General features: G+C 43.7%; 18 protein-coding genes. 11 read left to right on the forward strand and 7 right to left on the reverse strand.

Annotated features, from left to right (window positions below; genetic code table 11):
• Positions 1–8: 8 nt before the first annotated feature.
• The 4 genes from A6J60_RS08635 to A6J60_RS08650 form a co-directional block, all read right to left on the reverse strand.
• Positions 9–1,208, reverse strand: coding sequence for a 5-(carboxyamino)imidazole ribonucleotide synthase (locus tag A6J60_RS08635; RefSeq protein WP_096065632.1), 1,200 nt, complete (start codon positions 1,206–1,208; stop codon positions 9–11).
• Between the two features lie 192 nt (positions 1,209–1,400).
• Entirely contained in the window at positions 1,401–1,961 is a 561-nt protein-coding gene (gene purE / locus A6J60_RS08640) for a 5-(carboxyamino)imidazole ribonucleotide mutase (protein WP_096065633.1), read from the reverse strand.
• Positions 1,962–2,096: 135 nt separating this feature from the next.
• Positions 2,097–3,131 carry a metallophosphoesterase gene (locus A6J60_RS08645; protein WP_096065634.1) on the reverse strand — a complete coding sequence of 345 codons (1,035 nt, stop codon included), beginning with the start codon at positions 3,129–3,131 and terminating at the stop codon, positions 2,097–2,099.
• Positions 3,132–3,451: 320 nt separating this feature from the next.
• Complete coding sequence (locus A6J60_RS08650; protein WP_096065635.1) at positions 3,452–3,607, reverse strand: DUF1328 domain-containing protein; 156 nt, start codon at positions 3,605–3,607, stop codon at positions 3,452–3,454.
• A 356-nt stretch (positions 3,608–3,963) separates the two neighbouring features.
• On the opposite strand from A6J60_RS08650, the gene A6J60_RS08655 reads away from it, so the two are divergent.
• The 6 genes from A6J60_RS08655 (at position 3,964) to A6J60_RS08685 (ending at position 9,339) form a co-directional block, all read left to right on the forward strand.
• Positions 3,964–4,530, forward strand: coding sequence for a DUF421 domain-containing protein (locus tag A6J60_RS08655; protein ID WP_096065636.1), 567 nt, complete (start codon positions 3,964–3,966; stop codon positions 4,528–4,530).
• Between the two features lie 231 nt (positions 4,531–4,761).
• Positions 4,762–6,318, forward strand: a complete 1,557-nt coding sequence (locus A6J60_RS13535; protein WP_227526101.1) for an FUSC family protein — start codon at positions 4,762–4,764, stop codon at positions 6,316–6,318.
• 50 nt (positions 6,319–6,368) lie between these two features.
• Positions 6,369–7,097, forward strand: a complete 729-nt coding sequence (locus A6J60_RS08670; RefSeq protein ID WP_264755575.1) for a ZIP family metal transporter — start codon at positions 6,369–6,371, stop codon at positions 7,095–7,097.
• Positions 7,098–7,167: 70 nt separating this feature from the next.
• Positions 7,168–7,914, forward strand: coding sequence for a hypothetical protein (locus A6J60_RS08675; protein WP_096065638.1), 747 nt, complete (start codon positions 7,168–7,170; stop codon positions 7,912–7,914).
• Between the two features lie 341 nt (positions 7,915–8,255).
• Complete coding sequence (locus A6J60_RS08680; RefSeq protein ID WP_096065639.1) at positions 8,256–8,855, forward strand: hemerythrin domain-containing protein; 600 nt, start codon at positions 8,256–8,258, stop codon at positions 8,853–8,855.
• Positions 8,856–9,087: 232 nt separating this feature from the next.
• Positions 9,088–9,339, forward strand: a complete 252-nt coding sequence (locus A6J60_RS08685) for a hypothetical protein (protein ID WP_096065640.1) — start codon at positions 9,088–9,090, stop codon at positions 9,337–9,339.
• Between the two features lie 102 nt (positions 9,340–9,441).
• Here A6J60_RS08685 and parC read toward each other — a convergent pair whose 3' ends face one another.
• Positions 9,442–11,751, reverse strand: a complete 2,310-nt coding sequence (gene parC / locus A6J60_RS08690) for a DNA topoisomerase IV subunit A (protein WP_096065641.1) — start codon at positions 11,749–11,751, stop codon at positions 9,442–9,444.
• Between the two features lie 790 nt (positions 11,752–12,541).
• Between parC and A6J60_RS08695 the strand changes: the two genes are divergently transcribed.
• The 5 genes from A6J60_RS08695 to A6J60_RS08715 all read left to right on the forward strand — a co-directional run bounded on the left by A6J60_RS08695 (position 12,542) and on the right by A6J60_RS08715 (position 19,158).
• Positions 12,542–14,272 carry an AMP-binding protein gene (locus tag A6J60_RS08695; RefSeq protein ID WP_096065642.1) on the forward strand — a complete coding sequence of 577 codons (1,731 nt, stop codon included), beginning with the start codon at positions 12,542–12,544 and terminating at the stop codon, positions 14,270–14,272.
• A 543-nt stretch (positions 14,273–14,815) separates the two neighbouring features.
• Positions 14,816–16,582, forward strand: a complete 1,767-nt coding sequence (locus tag A6J60_RS08700; protein WP_193778046.1) for an AMP-binding protein — start codon at positions 14,816–14,818, stop codon at positions 16,580–16,582.
• Positions 16,583–16,904: 322 nt separating this feature from the next.
• The gene (rph, locus tag A6J60_RS08705) at positions 16,905–17,621 is read left to right on the forward strand and encodes a ribonuclease PH (RefSeq protein ID WP_096065644.1); all 717 of its coding nucleotides are present in this window, start codon (positions 16,905–16,907) and stop codon (positions 17,619–17,621) included.
• Between the two features lie 118 nt (positions 17,622–17,739).
• Positions 17,740–18,231, forward strand: a complete 492-nt coding sequence (locus A6J60_RS08710) for a hypothetical protein (protein ID WP_096065645.1) — start codon at positions 17,740–17,742, stop codon at positions 18,229–18,231.
• A gap of 249 nt (positions 18,232–18,480) precedes the next feature.
• Positions 18,481–19,158 carry a hypothetical protein gene (locus tag A6J60_RS08715; RefSeq protein WP_096065646.1) on the forward strand — a complete coding sequence of 226 codons (678 nt, stop codon included), beginning with the start codon at positions 18,481–18,483 and terminating at the stop codon, positions 19,156–19,158.
• 90 nt (positions 19,159–19,248) lie between these two features.
• Here A6J60_RS08715 and hemJ read toward each other — a convergent pair whose 3' ends face one another.
• Together hemJ and bioB are read right to left on the reverse strand one after the other, a co-directional pair.
• Positions 19,249–19,683, reverse strand: coding sequence for a protoporphyrinogen oxidase HemJ (gene hemJ, locus A6J60_RS08720; protein WP_096065647.1), 435 nt, complete (start codon positions 19,681–19,683; stop codon positions 19,249–19,251).
• Positions 19,684–19,756: 73 nt separating this feature from the next.
• Positions 19,757–20,797, reverse strand: a complete 1,041-nt coding sequence (bioB, locus tag A6J60_RS08725) for a biotin synthase BioB (protein WP_227526189.1) — start codon at positions 20,795–20,797, stop codon at positions 19,757–19,759.
• Between the last annotated feature and the right edge of the window lie 141 nt (positions 20,798–20,938).

Genomic DNA, 20,938 nt, shown 5'->3' on the forward strand with positions numbered 1-20,938 from the left:
TTCGATGCTCAAGAGTCTAAACCCATTTTATTTGGTAATACCTTAACCAATTGCTCTAACGCAGGGTCTAGGTCAGACACATCGTTTGGCATGAGCGTAATGTGTGCAATTTTGCGGTCAGCACGCTCTTCTTTGTGGTAGGTGTGATAGTGCGCACCGTCAATCGCAAGCACATCAGCGATGTTTGGATATTGACCTAACACGTTAACCATAATAGACGGATGCACGTTATCGGTGTCGCCCAGTGGTAAGCCTACAACCGCACGGATGTGGTTTTCAAATTGACTGGTGACAGCGCCTTCGATGCTCCAGTGACCTGAGTTATGCACGCGCGGTGCAATCTCATTGGCCAAAATCACATCATTGTCGTCTTCATCTTTGCTAACAAATAATTCAAGCGCCATGGTGCCGACATAGTCGAGATGAGTCATGAGCTTTTCAATGGCATTTTTCGCTTCTGGTAACAGATGACTGGTACCAACCGCTGGTGCCTCTGAAGTCGCTAAAATGCCAGTATGGTGATGATTTTCGACCAAATCATAGCAGCGCATATTGCCGTCTTGGGCACGCGTGGCAATGATAGATACTTCACGACTAAAGTTAATAAAGCCTTCGGCAATCAGTGGTGCTGGGGTTGGGGTTAGATTGCCTTTACCACTTACCGCATCACCCAGCGCTTTCCACGCCTCATTGATGTCGGCTTCTGTTTTTACCACAAACTGACCTTTACCGTCATAACCGCCACGGCTGGTTTTTAGTACCAGTGGTAAGCCAAGCGCTTGACTGGCATCTTGTAATTCTTTCTTTGAGCTGACGCTTTTAAAAGGGACGGTTTGGATATCTAACTCATTAAACAGTGATTTTTCTTTGAGGCGATCTTGTGCCACTTGTAGCGCTTGAGGCGGCGGGAACATGCCTTGTTTTTGACCGTCATCAGACATCTTTTTCAGACGTGCTACGGTATCAGCAGGGGTGTTTTCAAACTCTAAGGTGAATACATCGGCCGCCGCAATAAAGTCTTCCAACTGTTCGCTGGTGAATACTTGACCATACAAAGAGGCTGGGCAGTTTGGCGCGTCTTCTAAAAATACACAGCGATAACCCAAAGGCAGCGCGGCTTCGGCCAACATCATGCCGAGTTGACCGCCACCAAGGATACCGATAGTGCGGATAGATTGAGTTGCTGGATAAGCATTGGCTGTAGTCATGTTAGGCTCTTTATACGTTTAAGGTTAAAGATATGTGAATGATATAAAATATATATAGGTTATCAAAATAGTATAACGCTAAAAAAACAAAAAGGTGCCGATTGCACCCCTTTGTCATGTGGTTATCTGTCTATTGTGATTAACGTATTTTTGGTTAACGCGTTGTGGTTAACACATTGTAGTTAACGCAATTTAACTATTAATAATACCCGGTGTTGGGCTCGCTAAGATAGTATCTGTTTGCTTTTGACGGAACTCAACCAATTGCTTAGCAAGCGCTTCATCATGCAGTGCTAAGATTTGTATCGCAAGTAGTGCTGCGTTATAAGCACCGGCTGTGCCAATCGCTAAGGTACCAACGGCAATGCCTTTTGGCATTTGCACGATAGACAATAAGCTGTCCCAGCCGCTCAGCGTCGATGATTTCACAGGTACGCCCAATACTGGCAACTCTGTTTGGCTGGCGCACATACCCGGAAGATGAGCGGCGCCACCAGCACCAGCAATAATTACTTGTAAGCCTTTACTTTTGGCTGACTTGGCGTAATCAAACAATTTATCTGGCGTGCGGTGTGCAGAAACCACTTCGCATTCAAAGGCAACACCAAAGTCTGCAAGCAATTGTGCAGCTAGGCTCATGGTTGCCCAGTCAGATTGCGAACCCATGATAATACCAACTGTTGGGTTGCCTTCTGGAGACGGGATAGGACCAAGTGCTGAGTCTGATGATTGTGTGCTTTTGGCGTTTGCCATGGTTCGAGTTTCCTTACAAAAAACATTCATCATACAAAATTTTCAACCGAATAAAAAGTAAATTTTTAGCATAATCGGTTCTGTGACATTACGGCTCGGTTAAGCGCTGACGCTATACGCTGCACCCTTATGGCGCTATCTGTGATCCGTTTCTGGTATATATTGTATAAAGTTATCGGCAGATAACGGAAAAGGTTGAGTCGTATCAAAGCGATAGGCGGTCAGATAACCGGTACCTGCTGCTGAATAATCGGTGCACACCACTTGCGGACTTAAGGGTTCAGGGGTTCCTGTAAGCCAATAATGGCCGATAAATACTGGCTTATCGGTCTGTAGCATAAAGTCAAGCTGCTCGGCGACAGCGTCTTGTGGAATTTGTGCCAAATCAGAGCCCGGTGCGCGTGCGATATCAACGATGCGTCGACCTTGTAGCGAGCCGTGCTGCTGTGACAACCACCATTGCACTCGCATTCTGCGGCGTACCTTGCCGTCTTTATCGGTAAAGCTGACGCCCTCTGGTAAGGCCACTTCAACGCCTTTTAAGATACGCTCCAATGCTTCATAAGGGTCAGACTTTTTTTGTCCAGTTAGTTGTAGCGCATCGAGAGTCAGGCGCTTATCGGCAGTGAGTAACGGCTCAAGCACCGCCATTTGCTCAGTATCCCAGCAAGCATGCACAAAGCAGGCGTGCTCAGTTTCTATCCATAAGGGTAACTCATAAAAGCGGTTAAGCCAATATTGATGTGCTTCTGAACCAAAAGGTATTTCGTCCAAAAAGGCTTGGTGTTGATGGGTATGCGCGCGGTTGTGTGAGCGCAAATAGCGTATTTTATCTTTGTCTTTACCCTCTTTGTTCTTCTTATTCTTCGTGCCTTTGCCCTGTCTGAGTTTGTCTTCGGTTGCATAGGCCAGTGCGTTATATTCATGATTGCCCATCACTGCATCAGCGACATCGGCGTCTATCATGGCAAATACGATTTGTAAGGTTTCTAGCTCTTGAGTACCTCGGTCAATCAGATCACCAATAAATAGCGCTCTGTGACCTTCGGGCGGGCAGTAATAATCGATATTTAAGCTCGGATGCGTCGTTAGTGTATAGCCTAACGTCTTGAGCAGACCTTTTAATTTTTCTGCATGGCCATGTATGTCACCAATCACATCATAAATCATGGTTAGGCTCCGTAAATAAAGTGGGTGTTCATAAAGTTATTTAGACAAACGCATTAACCCATATAACCTATTAAATATAACTATTAAAAAGTAGCGCGTATTAGAGATTGAGTCAATATTAGTGCTAGCAAATCCTTTTAAATGGATTATCTAAATAGGCTCTCCAAACAGATTGCAGCATTGAACTAGGCGCACTGAATATTAATGGTTAAAACCAAAAAAGCACCCAAATGATAGGTGCTTTTTTTATCAGTGTTTTTACATCGGTGCTTTGGTTTGATATTTTTGAGTGTCTGTTTTACCAGATTTGATTCTATATATTAGGTTTTACGCGAAATAAAACCAAAGATAAATAAGATTACCGCAACCACTAAGAAGATGTATGCGAAGCTCTTACTGAGTCCTGCGACATTACCAAAACCAAGCAAGCTTGCGATTAATGCGATAACTGCAAAAATAATAGCCCATCTAAACATAGGTCTCTCCTTTATAATACAGACATTAGAGTGTTTTTATTTATTGAGATGTTTTTAATGTTAAATAAAGTATAGGAATAATAAAAAAGGTTTGGGTAAGAAAGTGTTATCTATTGATGAGAGTCTTGTTGCATTCGTATAAGGCAGGTGCCCAGCGTAAGATGTTGTAAATAGGATGGGTTACAGTATAGTGTTAAATAGACAGTGTTATGAGAATGAAGGCGTTATAGAGTAAGAACAAGCACTGCAGACAGCCTATTGTAGATAATACGTCAAAACAGTACTTTAAAAGTTATTAAAAATAACAGAGATTTATTGAAAATAATTGAAACGAACAACTGTTTAAGCGAGGTAATATGGATTGGTCAAAGTGGTTTGAGATGGACTGGCAAACAGCGGTAGCCATTACCGCAACTGGCGTGGTGATTTATTTTGGATTAATCGTGTACACCCGTCTAATGGGACTGCGTAGCTTTGCTAAGATATCCAGCCATGATTTTGCGATGACCGTTGGTATCGGTAGTATTTTGGCCTCAACCGTGGTGTCAGAATCGCCTTCTTTATCCAAGGGTTTATTTGCCATAGCGCTGTTATTTATCCTACAAGCCATTGTCTCTTTATTGCGCCGTAAGGTGAAGCTGTTTAAAAAAGCGATAGACAATCAGCCCATATTATTGATGGCGCATGGCGAGTACTTCTGGGACAATATCGCAGAAGCGAGTCTCAGCAAAAGTGATGTCGGTGAGGTGCTGCGTAAAAATGGCATTAAATCTAAAACTGAGGTGTTTGCCATGGTGATGGAGACCACAGGTGACATGAGTGTGATTAAACAAAATGACACCACCCCAGATATCGACCTATTTGAAGATATTAGAGAGTCGGAACACTTAATTAATCATCCCAGCTTTAAATCAGGCCGTTAATTTAATATTTAGTGGTTAATCGTTGCTAATGAGTCATGAGTCGCTGTATGAAACCGTTGCACAAACGACTAGACTGAATAGTTCAATAGAGTGGCTATTTAAATAGAGAAGTTATATAGAGTAGAACTTAAATAGAGTAGAGCACTAAATAAACACAAACATAAAAAACGTACATAAAAAACAATAGCAAAAAACAGCACAGATAATCACTGGATAGCGAAACCCCAATCAATGGAAAAAAACTTAAAATCACGGTTAATGGCGCCTTTAGTAGAGCCTTATGCTCGCTACTTACATGCCAATATTTTGCATGCCATGCGACTGGGTATCGCTGTTGTGGCATCGTTGCTGTTCAGTCGCTGGAGCCAGATTCCGCATTCAGAATGGTCAACCATTACGGTGTTTGTCATCTTAGGTCTACTTCAATACCAAGGGGCGATCTATACCAAAGCCAAAGAGCGGATGCTGGGTACCATATTGGGTATCATCGTCGGACTGCTGCTATTGTGGCTCAGTCATGGACTGCTTGGCTTTGCAGCGACCTCATGGATTTATTATCTGTTGGTAGGCGTTATTAGCGCCATCATTGGCTATTACTCTATCAAGCAACTGGGCTATATTGGGCTGCTGACTGGCATTACCATGTGTATGGTGATTACCAGCAATGACAGTGTCGGGCCAGATGGGGTGGCTCGGGCGCTGAACGTATTGATTGGTACGTTAACCGCGGTGTTGGCCACTTTAATTTTGCCATTAAAATCTACCTTGATGTGGCGTTTTTTGCTGGCCAATAATTTAGAAGCATGTGCCGATATGTATGACGAGGTTGAAGCTTATATTGCCGATCCCAGCTTGGATGAGCGCTTTGCGCATACTGATGAGAGTCAGGGAGCGCTTGATGCCAACTCTGATGAGCCATCAGCAGACAAGCTATCGGATAATAGTGGATTGGCTGTGATAGGCAATCCTTTATTGGTCAGTGATAAGCCCAACAGTCATTGGTCGAACAGCCATTGGCCAAGCAGCAGTCATTCAGGTAATGGATTAAATACTTCAGATGCTGATAATAGAAAAGACACTGGCACAGACAATCAGCCTACAGACGCAGATAATGACTCGAATAACGAATATAACAAACATTATCCTGCCGGCACCACCATTAATAATATAGAACTGCCGCATATTCATCTGGATTTGGGTGCAACAACCGCAGCATCAACCATGGAAAGAAGTACGCACACAGCGGCCACCACTTATGTTAATACCGACATGGTTGCTCAGTTTAAAGAAATTAATAAGCGCTTGTTGCGGGTGCGCGGCCATATTGAAGCGACGGCCAGAGAGTCAAAAATTGATACCCAGACGTTGGATATGATTCAACGCACCCATCGCAATATTATCGGTACCATTGACTTGCTGCTTAGTGCTGCGCCTAAGCTAGCACAAAGTCCGATTGATACTGAAAATCGTATTTTGGTTGATCATTATCATCGTGAGTTGACCCAGGCCATGCGTCACATGGCGGCGGTATTACGCAGTCCCAGTGATGAGATGTTCCGTCCGATTACGCGGATTTTGGTGTCTGATTATCCCAGTATTCACGCATTGAGCTTTGAGTGGCAGGGCTACTTTTGGTTAACTCAGACCTTACAAGGACAGCTGCAAAGTTTGAGCGATTTGCTGCAACAAACCAAGGCTCAATGGTATGCCGGATCAGGCTTGCGTTACCAACGCCAAGAGCAGCGCCGCATACATGCTCATGGCGGTGAGAGCGATCTAGACGTGTAACGATGCCATAAACCAATCTGACTGTAACGATGAGCGTTAGCAGTCAGTTCATGATGAATAAAGGAAATAATATGCCGCTGCAATTACTGTTATTTGCTGGATTCTCCGGCATTACCGTATTTTTGGGTGGGCTACTGGCCTATCAGTTTGACCATCATGTTAAGCAAAGCTTGTTTAAAGAGCAGTGCGTGCATACCCTGATGTCATTTGGTGCCGGTATTATTTTATCTGCCATTGCGCTGGTGTTAATTCCTAAGGGGCTCGAGAACTTGAGCGTTTGGCACATGGCCGGATCGTTCTTATTGGGTGCGGTTTTATTCATGTTAATTGACCGCTCTTTGGCCAAGACCGGTGGGCAAATGGCAACTCTGTTGGCGATGCTAATGGACTTTATCCCAGAAGCCATTGCTTTAGGTGCTGTATTCGCGGTTGATCCGTCAATGGCGATGTTATTGGCGGTATTTATTGGCCTGCAAAACTTGCCTGAGGCGTTTAACGCATTTCGTGATCTGGTGCAAAATGGTTTTAGTGTCAAAGCCACACTGGCCATATTTTTTGGGCTCAGTTTCTTTGGCATTATTGGTGCCTCAATCGGCCATTTATTTTTACGCGATTATCCAGGGCTGACTGCGCAGCTGATGGTATTTGCCAGTGGCGGTATCTTATATCTACTGATTCAAGACATCATTCCTGAAAGCAAATTAATGAATAACTATATGATTTCGTTTGGCGCAACGCTGGGCTTTTTGGTCGGTGTGGTCGGTGAAATGCTGATTTAGTATTGTGCTTACTGACGGATATAAGCGATAGCAGACAGCGAATATAGTGAATACAGAGCATAGGATAACAATGACTGACTTTGATCCAAAAAAACAGCCACTAAGCTACTTTGCGCAAAAGCAGCAACAGATTAATACTTTCGTCGCCGAAGCCAATACCCTATTGGCAGACAACCCCTTATGCTACACCGGCCATTTTATTAGCGGTCAACCGCTGCGCCCTGACATATTGTTTGTCAGCATCAATCCAGGCCACAGCAACCGTGAAAATTGGGAAGATATCGAAGCCCGCCAAGCGCAAGCAGTGGTGATGGACTTTGAAGTAGTGGACTGCAAGTATATTGCCGATGCGGCACGTGGTAGCCGCTATGCCAACCGTATTGTCGATGTCATCTGTGGCGGTGATGTCAGTCGTTTGAAGCACTGTGCAGAGACCAGCTTTGTGTCTTATTTTGCGGCGCCCAAAGAGGCGGTATTACAGGCGCAACTGTCTGAACTACCAGAGCCAATGCAACAAATCCATGATGAATTGACGCGTCTGGCGATTGAGCAGATTAATCCAAAACACATTATTTGCATGGGCTGGCGCTCGTTTGATCGGTTCTTACAGCATTATGGTGAGGGCAATGAGATCACGGTGCACAAGTTACCGCTGATGGGCAAGATGGAAGACTATTACGCCACTACTGAAGTCAATGGGGTGACCGTGCATGGTCTGCGTCACTTATGTACCAAGCTTAGTTTAGAGATGCGCGCTCGTTTGGGTGAGATTTTTACTGATATTTGGATCCAAATAGAGTGTGGGAACGTTAAATGATTTAAATATTAAAAAAGCCCTCACTATTGTTATAGCGAGGGCTTTTTTAATGGCAGCTGGTTAGTAGTGGCTAGATTTATATTGTTTAACTATAATACATACTGATAAACAAAAATTAAGTGCTTTTAACAAATTCGATATAGAATCGATATCTGGTTTAATTTATATTAATCAAATATATAGCATCTCAATATCATAACGGAGCTTTAATAATTGATCGACAGTTAAATCTGATTTAGTGAAATGGTCGTTATGATGATATGAGATTGTGACGGTGAGCGTTATAGTGCGTTGCTGTACTGATGCCCAGTGCGGTCAGCGTTCAAGTAAGGAGAATAACGATGAGTGATACCAGTCAACATTTAGAAGCGGCTATTGAAAAAGAAAAGCAAAAAAATAGGGTCATGCCACGTCATCCTGAAAGTCGGCTCGATCCAGACTGGTTGTTTTTATACGAAAAACTGCCAGCAAGCGAGTGGTATTCATCAGATTATGCTTACAAAACCTCAGGTTGGCTCAATGTGCATACCAATATTCGAAAACGCCAGCGCATTTTGCGTCAGCTGAGCGAAGAGTATTTGATGGGAGCGCTGAACTGGGAAAATTACCGTTCACAAATTTTAGAGCGCATCGGCATACATGTGTTAAAGCTGCATCAGCATCACAGTGTTGAAGACCGTGGCTTTTTCCCAGACTTTGTCAGCTCGTATCCGCAGCTTAAGCGTGGCTTTGAGATTTTAGAAAAAGACCATGTCAAACTTGACGCCTTGCTTGATGATTTACTGCTGTTAAACGATGAGTTAGCAAAGGCTGATATAGAAGACAAAGCACTGGCTGAGCGTTTATATCAAAATTTAGTGACAGGCACTGACTTTTTATCGCAGCATTTAACCGATGAAGAAGATTTAGTAGTACCTATTTTGGGATTACGTGATGGTTAAATAAGTTAGATAGTTTTTCTAGTAAATATTAATAAAAGAACCCTCGTAAATTACTTTACGAGGGTTTTTTAGTTGCAAACTGTTTGTGTTCGGTGAGCACAGTTGGCGCTACCGCGCAGTCGGTTTATGATAGACCTGTTAAAGTCTAATATAAGGTCTAGTACAGACCTAATAACCGTATAACGATAACAATGTATTTATAATAAACAATAAAAAATAGGAGACAACACTCATGCAAAAGCTAATTGGCATCGTGTTTGCATTCATTGGTCTGGCATTAACCATGGCCTTATTTAACTCAGGTAATAACACCCCAGTGGCACAGTGGCCAAGCGAAGGTTTTCAAAACCTAGTGTTTAGTATTGGTTGGTTAAGTCCTTTCCCAGATTTCGTGGTTTATCTCATCGCTATTTTATTGTTGCTGTTGGTTGCGGTCGTCTTTTATAAAATTGGCAGCAAATTATATGGTGCCATCAGCCGCTAACATTAATCTTAGTTTAAGCTGTTTGAAGCTAACAGCATCCTGAGCAGTCGGCTGACTTTTAACAGTCAGCCAACCTAACTCAAACCAGTTAATCAATTTAAGTTACTCAGTGATTGAAATATCACTCACGTTCTGGAAGCCTCTTGGCAACTGCGTACCGCGATTGCCACGTTTGCCAGTATAGTTGGCTAAGTCGATAGGCTTTAAGGTCACATGACGTTTGCCAGCGGTGATGGTTAGGCTGTCGCTGTGAGTTAATGCAATCACTGCTAATACTTCTTCACCGTCTTTTAGGTTAACCAGTTTGTTACCCTTACCGCGTTGCTGTTCTGGCAACTCATCAATTGGGAAAATCAACAAATAGCCCGCTGAGGTGACGACCGCAATTTGATCTTGCGCTGCTACCTTGGTATCACCTTCGTTATCAGCATCACTCTCTGCATTGACCGCATCAATATAAGCAACGTTCAACAGCTTACTGTCTTTGTTGCCTAAGTTTATGATGTTTTTACCTGCTTTTTGATTGGTATCTAGATTGCCCAAGGTATTGATAAAGCCATAGCCTTGTGAGCTGGCTAGAATGATACGCTGTTCATCATCACCGGCAAGCAGCTGTTCAAAGCTGGCACCAGCGGCTGGCTTTAATACACTGGTCAGCGGGTCACCTTGACCACGCGCGGACGCCAGGGTGTGCGCCTCGATGCTATAGCTGCGCCCTGTGCTGTCCATGATATATATCTTGGCATTGGATTTGCCGTGCACGTGCGCCTGATAGCTGTCACCCGAGCGATAGCTCATACCGGCAGCATCGACATCGTGGCCTTTGGCAGCACGAATCCAACCGGCTTTTGACAAGATGGCAGTAATGGGCTCACTTGGCACCAAGTCAGATTCTTTTAATGCGGTCGCTTCTTCACGCTCAACCACTGGCGACATACGATCATTGCCATGCTCTTTCATATCGGCTTCAAGCTCATCGATCATCAGCGCGGTTAAGCTGTCACGATTATCTAGTAGCTCTTGGATTTTCGCACGCTCTGCTTCAAGCTCATCTTTTTCAGCACGTAGCTCGATTTCTTCTAAGCGTGCCAACTGACGTAAGCGAATATCCAAAATCGCATTGGCCTGAATCTCACTTAAATCGTAGCGGCTCATCAACTCTTGTTTCGGATCATCTTCTTCACGGATGATGCGAATGACCTCGTCGATATTGAGATACGCAATCAATAGGCCGGCCAAGATGTGCAGGCGTTTTTCGATTTTATCCAAGCGGAACTGCAAGCGGCGAGTCACCACATCACGGCGGCTCACCAGCCATTCGCTTAGCACTTCTTTAAGGTTTTTCACCTGCGGCTTACCGTTGAGGCCAATCATATTCATATTGACCCGATAGCTGCTTTCTAGGTCGGTACTGGCGAACAAGTGACTCATCACTCGATCGACATCGACTCGAGTCGAGCGCAGCTCTAGCACGATACGACAGGCATTTTCATGATCCGACTCATCATGGATATCCACTACCCAAGGCAGCTTCTTATCCATCATTAGCTTGGCAATCTGCTCTTGCACCTTGTTACCCGATACTTGATAGGGTAGGGCGTCGATAATGACCAGATTCTTCTCTTGTTTATCAACATGATAAATGGCGCGCATCTTATAGCTGCCACGCCCAGTCTCATACATTTGCTGCAATTCTTTTTTGGGCGTGATGATTTCAGCATAGGTTGGCAGGTCTGGCGCAGGCAGTGATTGAGTCAGCTGTTTCACTGATAAGTCTGGATTTTTTAACAGTCGAATCGCCGCACGCACCACTTCATTTAAGTTATGTGGCGGAATATCTGTTGCCATACCGACTGCAATACCGGTGGTGCCATTAAGCAAAATATTAGGCAAGCGTGCGGGCAGAGTCATCGGTTCTTGCATCGAGCCATCGAAGTTGTCTTGCCAATCTACTGTGCCTTGTCCCAGCTCAGCAAGCAGGGTATTGGCATAGGCCGACATTTTGGCCTCGGTATAGCGCATTGCCGCAAACGATTTTGGATCATCAGGACTACCCCAGTTACCCTGACCAGTAATCAGCGGATAGCGATAACTAAAGGGCTGCGCCATCAACACCATCGCTTCATAACAGGCGGTGTCACCGTGCGGATGGTATTTACCCAGTACGTCACCGACGGTACGGGCAGATTTTTTTGGCTTAGTAGTGGACTTGAGTCCAAGCTCGCTCATCGCATAGATAATACGGCGTTGCACTGGCTTTAGACCATCTGCAATATGCGGCAGCGCCCGATCCATAATGACGTACATGGCATAGTTTAGATAAGCCTGCTCGGTAAACTCAGCCACCGATCGGGTATCCATGGCTTCATTTGGAATGACAGTTGAGCTTGGTGGCGTTGAAATATCAGACATAATAAGTGACTTTGCCTTGTAAAAAAGTAAGAGAAAACAGTCGCTAACAGGCGTCAACAACAGACGCAGCGGCGCCTATTATAAACGCACAATAGGGTATTTTTATAATAATATAGTATAGCGTTTTAGACCTTGTATCGTAACGGATATTGTCTGGATAAAAAAGCACAGATGACTTTTATGCGTCAACCACTGACGTTTGGCTTTTATTTTCATCCTTATTCTTTTGTTTTCATTCTTATTAATGCCAGACAATTTAAATAGCCTTACACCCTTCCTTTGCTAAAGGAATGGCTAGGGATGGATTTCAAAGTAAGAGTCAGAAATCGATGTTATTAACCACTCTCAGGGTCAAATAAGCACTTCAAAGCAAGAGCCAGTCATGGATTTTTAACCGCTTTTTAGAGCTAGGAAAGCTTTTGATTTTATTGAAATTTATTCATAAGTTCATAGAACACTGAATACTGAACAAAAGCAGAGTAATATCAGTAAAAGTGGTCTTTTATCGACTAATAATGGACTAAAGATAGGCTCAACAGCTTATGATGACAGCACTGTCTCTTCTTTTATAACGAATTGGGCAGTTTGTAGTTGTCATTAGCTCATGAAATAGTGTATTTTAGATTGACATATTTAACTGTTATTACAGAAGAAATTACCGTAGATATACGATAAATCTTGTCGTATCACCGCCAAAAATAGTAGCAAACCATAGATAAATGTAGTCACTCTATCTTATTAATAGCATTAGCATTATTAATACCATAACTTTTTAGGAGATCCGCAGATTATGGACAATCAAACCACCCAGTTTCGCCGCAATGACAAACCTTGGCTGAAAACCTACGAAAAATACGGCATGCAATACGACATTGAAATGCCACCAGCCGATACGTCGCTGATTGAAATCTTAGAAGAAAACTTTGTTAAGCACGCCGGCAGAATCTCTTTTGTGTGTATGAACCAAGAGTTATCCTATGATGACTTAGATCGTCATAGCCGTCATATGGCTGCTTATTTGCAGTCGTTGGGCCTAAAAAAAGGCGATAAAGTTGCAGTCATGATGCCAAATATCTTGCAGTCGCCTGTCGCTATTTTGGCGATTTTGCGTGCTGGTCTTATCCTAGTTAACGTTAACCCACTGTATACCACTCATGAGCTTGAGCATCAGCTTGAAGACTCTGAGTCAAAAGCACTGATTATTTTAGAAAACTTTGCCAAAACTTACGCTGACATCGCCAAAAAGACCGTTGATCACGTGATTGTGACCTCAATGGGTGATTTGATGAGCCCAGTAAAAGGCTTTATCGTCAATACTGTGGTACGTCATGTGAAGAAGATGGTGCCTCCGTTTAACATTCCAGGCAGCGTTAACTTTAAGCAAGCGCTGAAAACTGGCGCCCAAAAGACCTACACACGCCCAACCGATATCGGTTTAGATGATGTGGCCGTATTACAGTACACCGGCGGTACGACTGGTGTGGCAAAAGGCGCTATGCTGACTCATGGTAACTTGGTTGCCAACTTGATTCAGGCAGATACTTATATTGGTGATGCCTTTGATCACTTCGAAGAGCGCAATGAGCAGCCAGTGATTATGACTGCTTTACCGCTGTATCATATCTTCTCGTTTACGGTTTGTGGTATGTATGGTCTGCGAAAAGGCGCGATCAACTCACTGGTACCAAACCCACGTGATGGTAAGAGCCTATTAAAAGCATATAAAGACTATCCGCCAGCCTTCTTCCCAGCGGTAAACACCTTGTTTAACGGCTTGATTAACAGTGAGCACTTTAGAGTACTGGATCACAGCAAGCTTGAGATGTCGATGGGCGGTGGTATGGCGGTATTAAAAGATACGGCTGAGAAGTGGAAAGCAGGTACTGGTAACGTGATTGTTCAAGGTTACGGTTTATCTGAAACGTCACCAGTTGCTTCTGCTAACCCAATGGGTCTAGACGAATTCCCAGGTAACATTGGTGTGCCATTCCCAGCGACTGATATGGCGATCTTAGACGAAGACGGTAACGAAGTTGAAATCGGTGAGCGCGGTGAGATTTGTGTACGTGGTCCACAGGTTATGAAAGGCTACTGGAAGCGTGAAGAAGCGACCAACGAAGTCATGACGCCAGATGGTTACTTCCGTACCGGTGATATCGGTGTGATGGATGAGCACGGCTACTTCAAGATTGTTGACCGCAAAAAAGACATGATTATTGTGTCTGGCTTTAACGTGTATCCAAACGAAGTGGAAGACGTGATGACTGGTCATCCAAAAATCTTAGAGTGTGGTGTGATTGGTATTCACAGCGATAAGAGTGGCGAAGCGCCTAAGATCTTTGTGGTACGTCAAGACCCAAGCTTAACGGAACAAGAAGTGATTGATTATGCCAAAGAGAACCTAACTGGCTATAAACGTCCGCGTGCGGTTGAGTTTGTCGATGAGTTGCCAAAATCAAACGTTGGTAAAATCTTACGTAAAGACTTGCGTGAGATGGAAGCGAAGAACAACCCGCAGTAAACTTAAAGTCTCCTGAAGTTTCTGAGATATAAGGAGTAAGGAGCGAGATGGATATAGAGAGTGATATCCCATCTCGTGCTTTAAGTTTTACTCGTTAACGAGTACAATTAAAAACCGTTCAAAAGGATACGAGCAATTGCCGTATCCTTTTTTTGTGTGCATGTTTTGTGCGTTTGTGCACCGGTACCTTGAACATCAGTATTTTTATCTAGCCAAACCGCACTAATAGGGTGACAGGGCAGGTCTATCGTCAACCTAATGGGTAACACTAAACCCTTTAGGATGACTAACTATAGATTCAGCATATGGATTTAGCGAGCCAGTAGCCCAGTAGAGTCTGAGTTTAGGCACGCTTATCAGTGGTTTAGTGGCTATAGATGTAAAAGCAATACGCTCTTTTACAGTTGCAGTATATCTGCCGGTATCAGTAGCCTTTATAATAAGGATCATCTAATACATTAAGAGTGACGCTGTTATCCAGGAAATAATATAATTTATCTAGTAAAATCAAATATATAAACAACATACATTACAGGTAACCTCATGACTACAGATACGAATGCTATCAACCAATCTTCGATCAGTGAGCTGCATGGCACTTTTCCGACTTATCCAGATATCCCAAGTGATCGCCCATGGTTAGCCTCTTATGATCGCTATGCAATTGTGGATCATATCGAACAGCCAGATGAGCAAAGCTCGTTACTTGAGGTATTTGAGCGTAACTTCGCACGCTATGCCAGTCGTGATGCGTATATCTGTATGGGTGCCTCAATCACCTATCGTGAATTAGATAACTATAGCCGTCAAATTGCCGCTTATTTGCAGTCATTAGGGCTGACAGTTGGTGACAAAGTAGCGGTGATGATGCCAAACGTACTGCAATATCCGATAGTTGCGCTGGGTGTATTACGCGCCGGCATGATTTTGGTAAACGTTAACCCACTATATACTAGCCGTGAGCTTGAGCATCAAATCCATGACAGTGGTGCTAAGGCTATCTTTATTGTCGAAAACTTTGCCAAGACCTTTGAAGATGTGGAAGATAAAGGTGATGTTGAGCACGTTGTCATCTGTAATATGGGCGATATGCTGGGCATGGTACGCGGCTTTGTGGTCGATTTTGTGGTACGCCATGTTAAAAAGATGGTACCGAGCTACAACATAAAAGGTAGTGTGTCATTTAAACAAGCATTAGATACGGTATCAGCACATCAATATAAGCGCCCAGAGCTTGATTTAAGTCATGTGGCCTTGCTGCAATATACTGGCGGTACCACTGGTGTGGCAAAAGGCGCCATGTTGACCCACGGCAACCTAATCGCCAATATGCTGCAAATTAATGCGGTGATGGACGCCGCGTTTGGTGATACTGCCAGTGGTGAGGTTATTTTAACCGCGTTACCGCTGTATCACGTTTTCTCTTTCATGGTATGTGGCATGTACGCCATGTATGAAGGCTGTGCCGGCCTATTGATTCCAAACCCACGTGATTTGGACGGTCTTATTAAAGAGATGGATAAATACAAACCAGCGTTTATCCCATCAGTGAACACCTTATTTAACGGCCTAGTACACCACGATAAGTTTAAAGATTTAGACTTCTCAAATCTAAAAGCTTCTATCGGCGGTGGTATGTCAGTATTACCAAGTGTTGCCAAAGCTTGGCATGAGGCGACTGGTTTACCAATCGTTGAAGGTTATGGCTTGTCAGAGACCTCACCTGTGGTTAGCTTTAACCCTATGAATATCTCTGAGTTTACTGCCAAAATCGGGGTGCCTGCGCCAGATACAGATGTCATCTTAATTGATGATGATGGCAATGTGATGCCAATTGGTGAGCGTGGTGAAATCTGCGTTAAAGGCCCTCAGGTGATGGTTGGCTATCAAAACCGTCCAGAAGAAACTAAAAATACCTTTACCGAAGACGGTTATTTCAAAACCGGTGATATCGGTATTATGGATGAGAAAGGCTTTATTAAGATTGTCGATCGCAAAAAAGACATGATTTTGGTATCTGGCTTTAACGTCTATCCAAATGAAATCGAAGAAGCCATGACTCAGCATCCAGCAGTGCTAGAAGTAGGCGCTATGGGTATTCCAAGTGATGAGCGTGGTGAAGAACCAAAAATCTTTGTGGTTAAAAAGAAAGGCTCAAATGTGACTGAAAAAGAGCTGTTAGACTTCGGCAGAAAACAGCTAACCGGTTACAAACGTCCTCGTCATGTACAGTTTGTTGATGAGTTGCCAAAATCTAACGTGGGTAAAATCCTACGCAAAGAGCTGCGTAAAATGGAAGGCTTAGATTAAGCTTAATCCAGTTACATTGACAGATTTATTAAGGCAAGCATAAGCCCACCTATCAAAAGGGCGACAAAGGGGAAGGCTCAGACTTCCCCTTTTCATTGTGTTGCTATTGCTTTATCATCGTCATAAGCGCTTATCTATTAGTGATGCAGTGCAACAGTCATATAAATTAAAGATGGCACAGAGACACTCTGTCAGTGTCAGGTCTATTATTTAACCTAAACAGATCTGACCAAAATAGAGTCAACGCCATTAGAACAACAGCTATTCAAATCAAAAATAGGCGATTATCGCCCAAACTTTTAATACAGGAAATAACAGAATAATGCGTATAGACAACCGTCAGCCAAATCAACTTCGCCAAGTCACCTTTGAGCGCAACTATACCAAACACGCAGAAGGCTCAGTGCTGGTCTGTTTTGGTGATACCAAAGTGTTGTGCACCGCCAGTGTCGAATCAGGTGTACCGCGTTGGTTAAAAGGTCAAGGCCAAGGGTGGGTTACTGCCGAATATGGCATGCTACCGCGTGCGACCAATACTCGTAACCAACGTGAAGCCGCTCGCGGTAAGCAGTCTGGACGCACCCAAGAGATTCAACGTCTGATTGGCCGTAGCTTACGTGCCATGGTCGATTTAAAAAAACTGGGTGAGAACACCATTTATCTAGATTGTGATGTGATTCAAGCCGATGGTGGCACACGTACCGCGAGTATTACTGGCGCTGCGATTGCTTTAATTGATGCGCTAGAAGCACTACAACAAAAGAAAAAGCTAAAAGAAGATCCATTAATTGGATTGGTCGCTGCGGTATCGGTGGGCGTTAAAGATGGCGAAGTACTGCTTGATTTAAATTACGCTGAAGATTCAAATTGCGATACTGACTTAAACGTAGTGATGACCCAAAAAGGCGAGTTTATTGAGATTCAAGGCACCGCTGAAGAAAAACCATTTACCCGTGCTGAAGCAGACACTATGTTAGCCGTGGCAGAAGCCGGTATTGCTGACTTGGTTAAGCTACAGCAAACTGCTTTGGGCTGGTAACAAAAAGCCATCGGTTAACCGCTACGCTTGGGCTAGAATAAGTGCAGGCTTATTTGCCTTTCAAAGTAGAAGTTGTCTTTCAAAGTAAAAACAGAAACAAAAGTAAAGTAGGGTCACTATGCTACAAGTCACAGACACAGGCGCAAACATCACCTTGTCGGGTAAAGCAAGCGGATACGGCGATGGGGTATTCTGGTTTGGCGTGGCCTTACTGATTGGCGCTATCGGTGTCGCCATGGCGATGAGTCTGTTGCCAGAACGATTGGCAATAGGTGCGCTGGCGGTATTAATTATTGGCAGCTTTATCTTTAATGTCATGCGCAATAAACAAAAAAATGCCGGCCATGGCGAAATCAGCTCAGGTATTCTAAAAGTTCAACACGGCATGTTTGTGCATAATATGTTTGGCAAAACTCAAACCATCTCTGTACAAGCCGATGACAACATTGAATTAAGCAACTCAGCGCTCACCATTACCGATGCTAATGGCAATCGTAAGTGTCATATTACCGGCTTTGATTCGGACAAAGAGGCGCAGGTGATGAAGGCTATCTTGCAAGGCCAACAGTTTGGCAAGCGTAATGCCAATATTAAAATGCAATCATCATAATCTCTATAAGCTATTATATTTACAAGCTATACTCTCTATAAGCTAACCTCTTCTCTATAAGTTGTCTTTTCCATAAGTTATCTTTTTTATAAAGCATATCCTCACATAGACTAAACCTTTGAGGTTATTGTAAAAACATCTATAAAAACAGCAAAATAGCTCATATCCTGCTTGAATTGAAACCGACAACTGGTTTATATTTTAAGTCTATCGTAATGATCCCTTAGGCCTGATATTAAGGAGTGCCCCATGGATGCGGACACTTTGGCTATGATGCGTATTAAACCAAGCTCTATTTTCAAAAAACCTATCCTATTGACTGCCTTAATCGGTACGTTAGCAAGCCCAATGTTGCATGCCGATGCCCTTGGCGATTTAATTCAGCAAAAGAACCAAACCTTTACACCGCCTTCATATTCTGGTGGCAGTACAAGCAGCGTATCGCCTTTTGTGTCAGCAGCGCCGCAAAACTTTCATGTTAGTTATGCGGCTGCGCCAAATATCAAAGCTGAACATATTGATACTCTGTATGCCGCTGAGCAAACCGCAACGCCGGCCAGCAAGCAAGTATTGCAAACCGTGCGTCAGATGGCGTTAGATCGCAAAGAGATTATCAAAGGCTCGTGCTGGGATTATCTGAATGCTGCCTTTACGCGGGCAGGGGTGACCCGTGATACGGTGTTTAAGGGTGAGTATCCATCAGGTCCGTTTGTTGATACCAATGAAATAAAACCGGGAGATTGGCTGTATTATGTCAATCACAGCTATAACGATGTTGAGCACAGTGGTTTGTTTGTGGGCTGGCTCGACCGCAGTGCTAATCAAGCGTTAATACTTAGTTATGCAGGAGAAAACCGCCGAGAGCCAGCGCGTTATAAAGTATATGATGTGTCACATACGTATAATATTATGCGGCCCAGTTTTTAATAGAAATAGAAATATAAAAGCTAAAAAAATATAAAAAAAGCGACCTAATATACTTTTAGGTCGCTTTTTTAGTTAACTAGCGAGAGAGGGTTAAAACGGTTTAACAATCACCAAGATAACCACCGCAATCAAAATAAACACTGGCATTTCGTTAAACCAGCGCCAGAACACATGGGTCTTGTGATGCGGATTATCGACCAATTTCTTACGATAGGCACCACACATGCCATGATAAGCAGACAGCAATACTACTAACAGCAGTTTGACGTGTAACCAGCCTTGCGTCTTATACACATCCCAGCCGATGTATAGCATCCACAGGCCAAATAACCAAGTGGCAATCATGGACGGCGTCATAATACCGCGGTATAGCTTGCGCTCCATGATGACAAAGCGGTCTTGGCTGATTTTGTCTTCACTCATGGCATGATAGACAAACAGTCTGGGTAGATAAAAGATAGCAGCGAACCAACAGACCATCGAAATAACGTGAGCCGCTTTAATCCAGTTTAAATATTCCGCCATAAATCAATTACCTGTTACGTGTTAAATAAGCATGCCAATCACTGTTGTAACGGATGTACTAAGCGCAGCATTGCTAAATCTTCTGTAAATGGCTGCGGCTACCACTCATAGCATTGGTAACCGGTACCACAGAAGGTTCAGCCTTCGAAGCTGTCAGCCCTAGCTGTGCCATCAATCTGTCATCGTTGGATTGGCTTGCGTTGCCAGTGGTTAATAGTTTGTCACCATAAAAAAATGAGTTGGCGCCGGCCATAAATGCCAATGCCTGCTCAGAGTCAGATAAGCTTTCACGGCCTGCTGATAAGCGTACATAGCTTTTTGGGCAGCAAATACGAGTGACCGCAATGGTACGAATCCACTCTAATACCGGCAGCTCACCTTCGCTCAATACTTTATCGCCGAGAGGCGTGCCTTTAATCGGAACCAATAAATTCACTGGGATAGACTCTGGCGGCACAGGCATGCTGGCAAGCTCATATACCCAGTCGACACGGTCTTCACGGGTTTCACCCATACCGACAATACTACCACTACATACGTTAATACCTGCATTACGTACGTTTTCGATGGTATCTAGGCGATCATCGTAGCTGCGGGTGCTGACCACTTCATCATAATAGCGACGTGAGGTATCTAGGTTGTGATTATAGTAATCAAGCCCAGCTTCAGCTAATTGTGCTGACTGCTCAGCATCCAACATACCTAAGGTCATACAAGTTTCCATACCCAAGGCTTTTACTTCTCTAATCAGCTCAGCAACATAAGGCATGTCTTTTTTACTGGGATGCTTCCACGCGGCGCCCATACAGAACCGTGATGAGCCAGAGGCTTTGGCGCGTCGTGCTGCTGCCAACACTTTATCCACTTCTAGGCGCTTTTCAGCTTGCAGTTTGGTTTTGTCACGATGATGTCCGGACTGTGAGCAATAACCACAGTCTTCAGGGCAATTGCCAGTTTTAATGGACAACAAGGTGCTGATTTGAACCTCATTTGCATTAAAGTGTTCACGATGAATGGTTTGCGCCTTTAATAGCAAGTCCATAAAGGGCAGTTCAAATAGCTGCGAAATATACTCACGGGTTATGGGCGTGCTGTTGGGTGTCATAGTGGTCATCGTGTCATTATTAGCAGCGGTCGGCTGTGTCATTGTTGCCAAAGTCGTCATTATACAATCCTTTGCAAATCAGGGGCATTCATATCAGCTTAAGGGTTTAAACCTAAGACTTTATGCGATGCCTCTGTTTTTTATTATTTT

Source organism: Psychrobacter sp. FDAARGOS_221, assembly GCF_002313155.2.
Taxonomy (GTDB): Bacteria; Pseudomonadota; Gammaproteobacteria; order Pseudomonadales; family Moraxellaceae; genus Psychrobacter.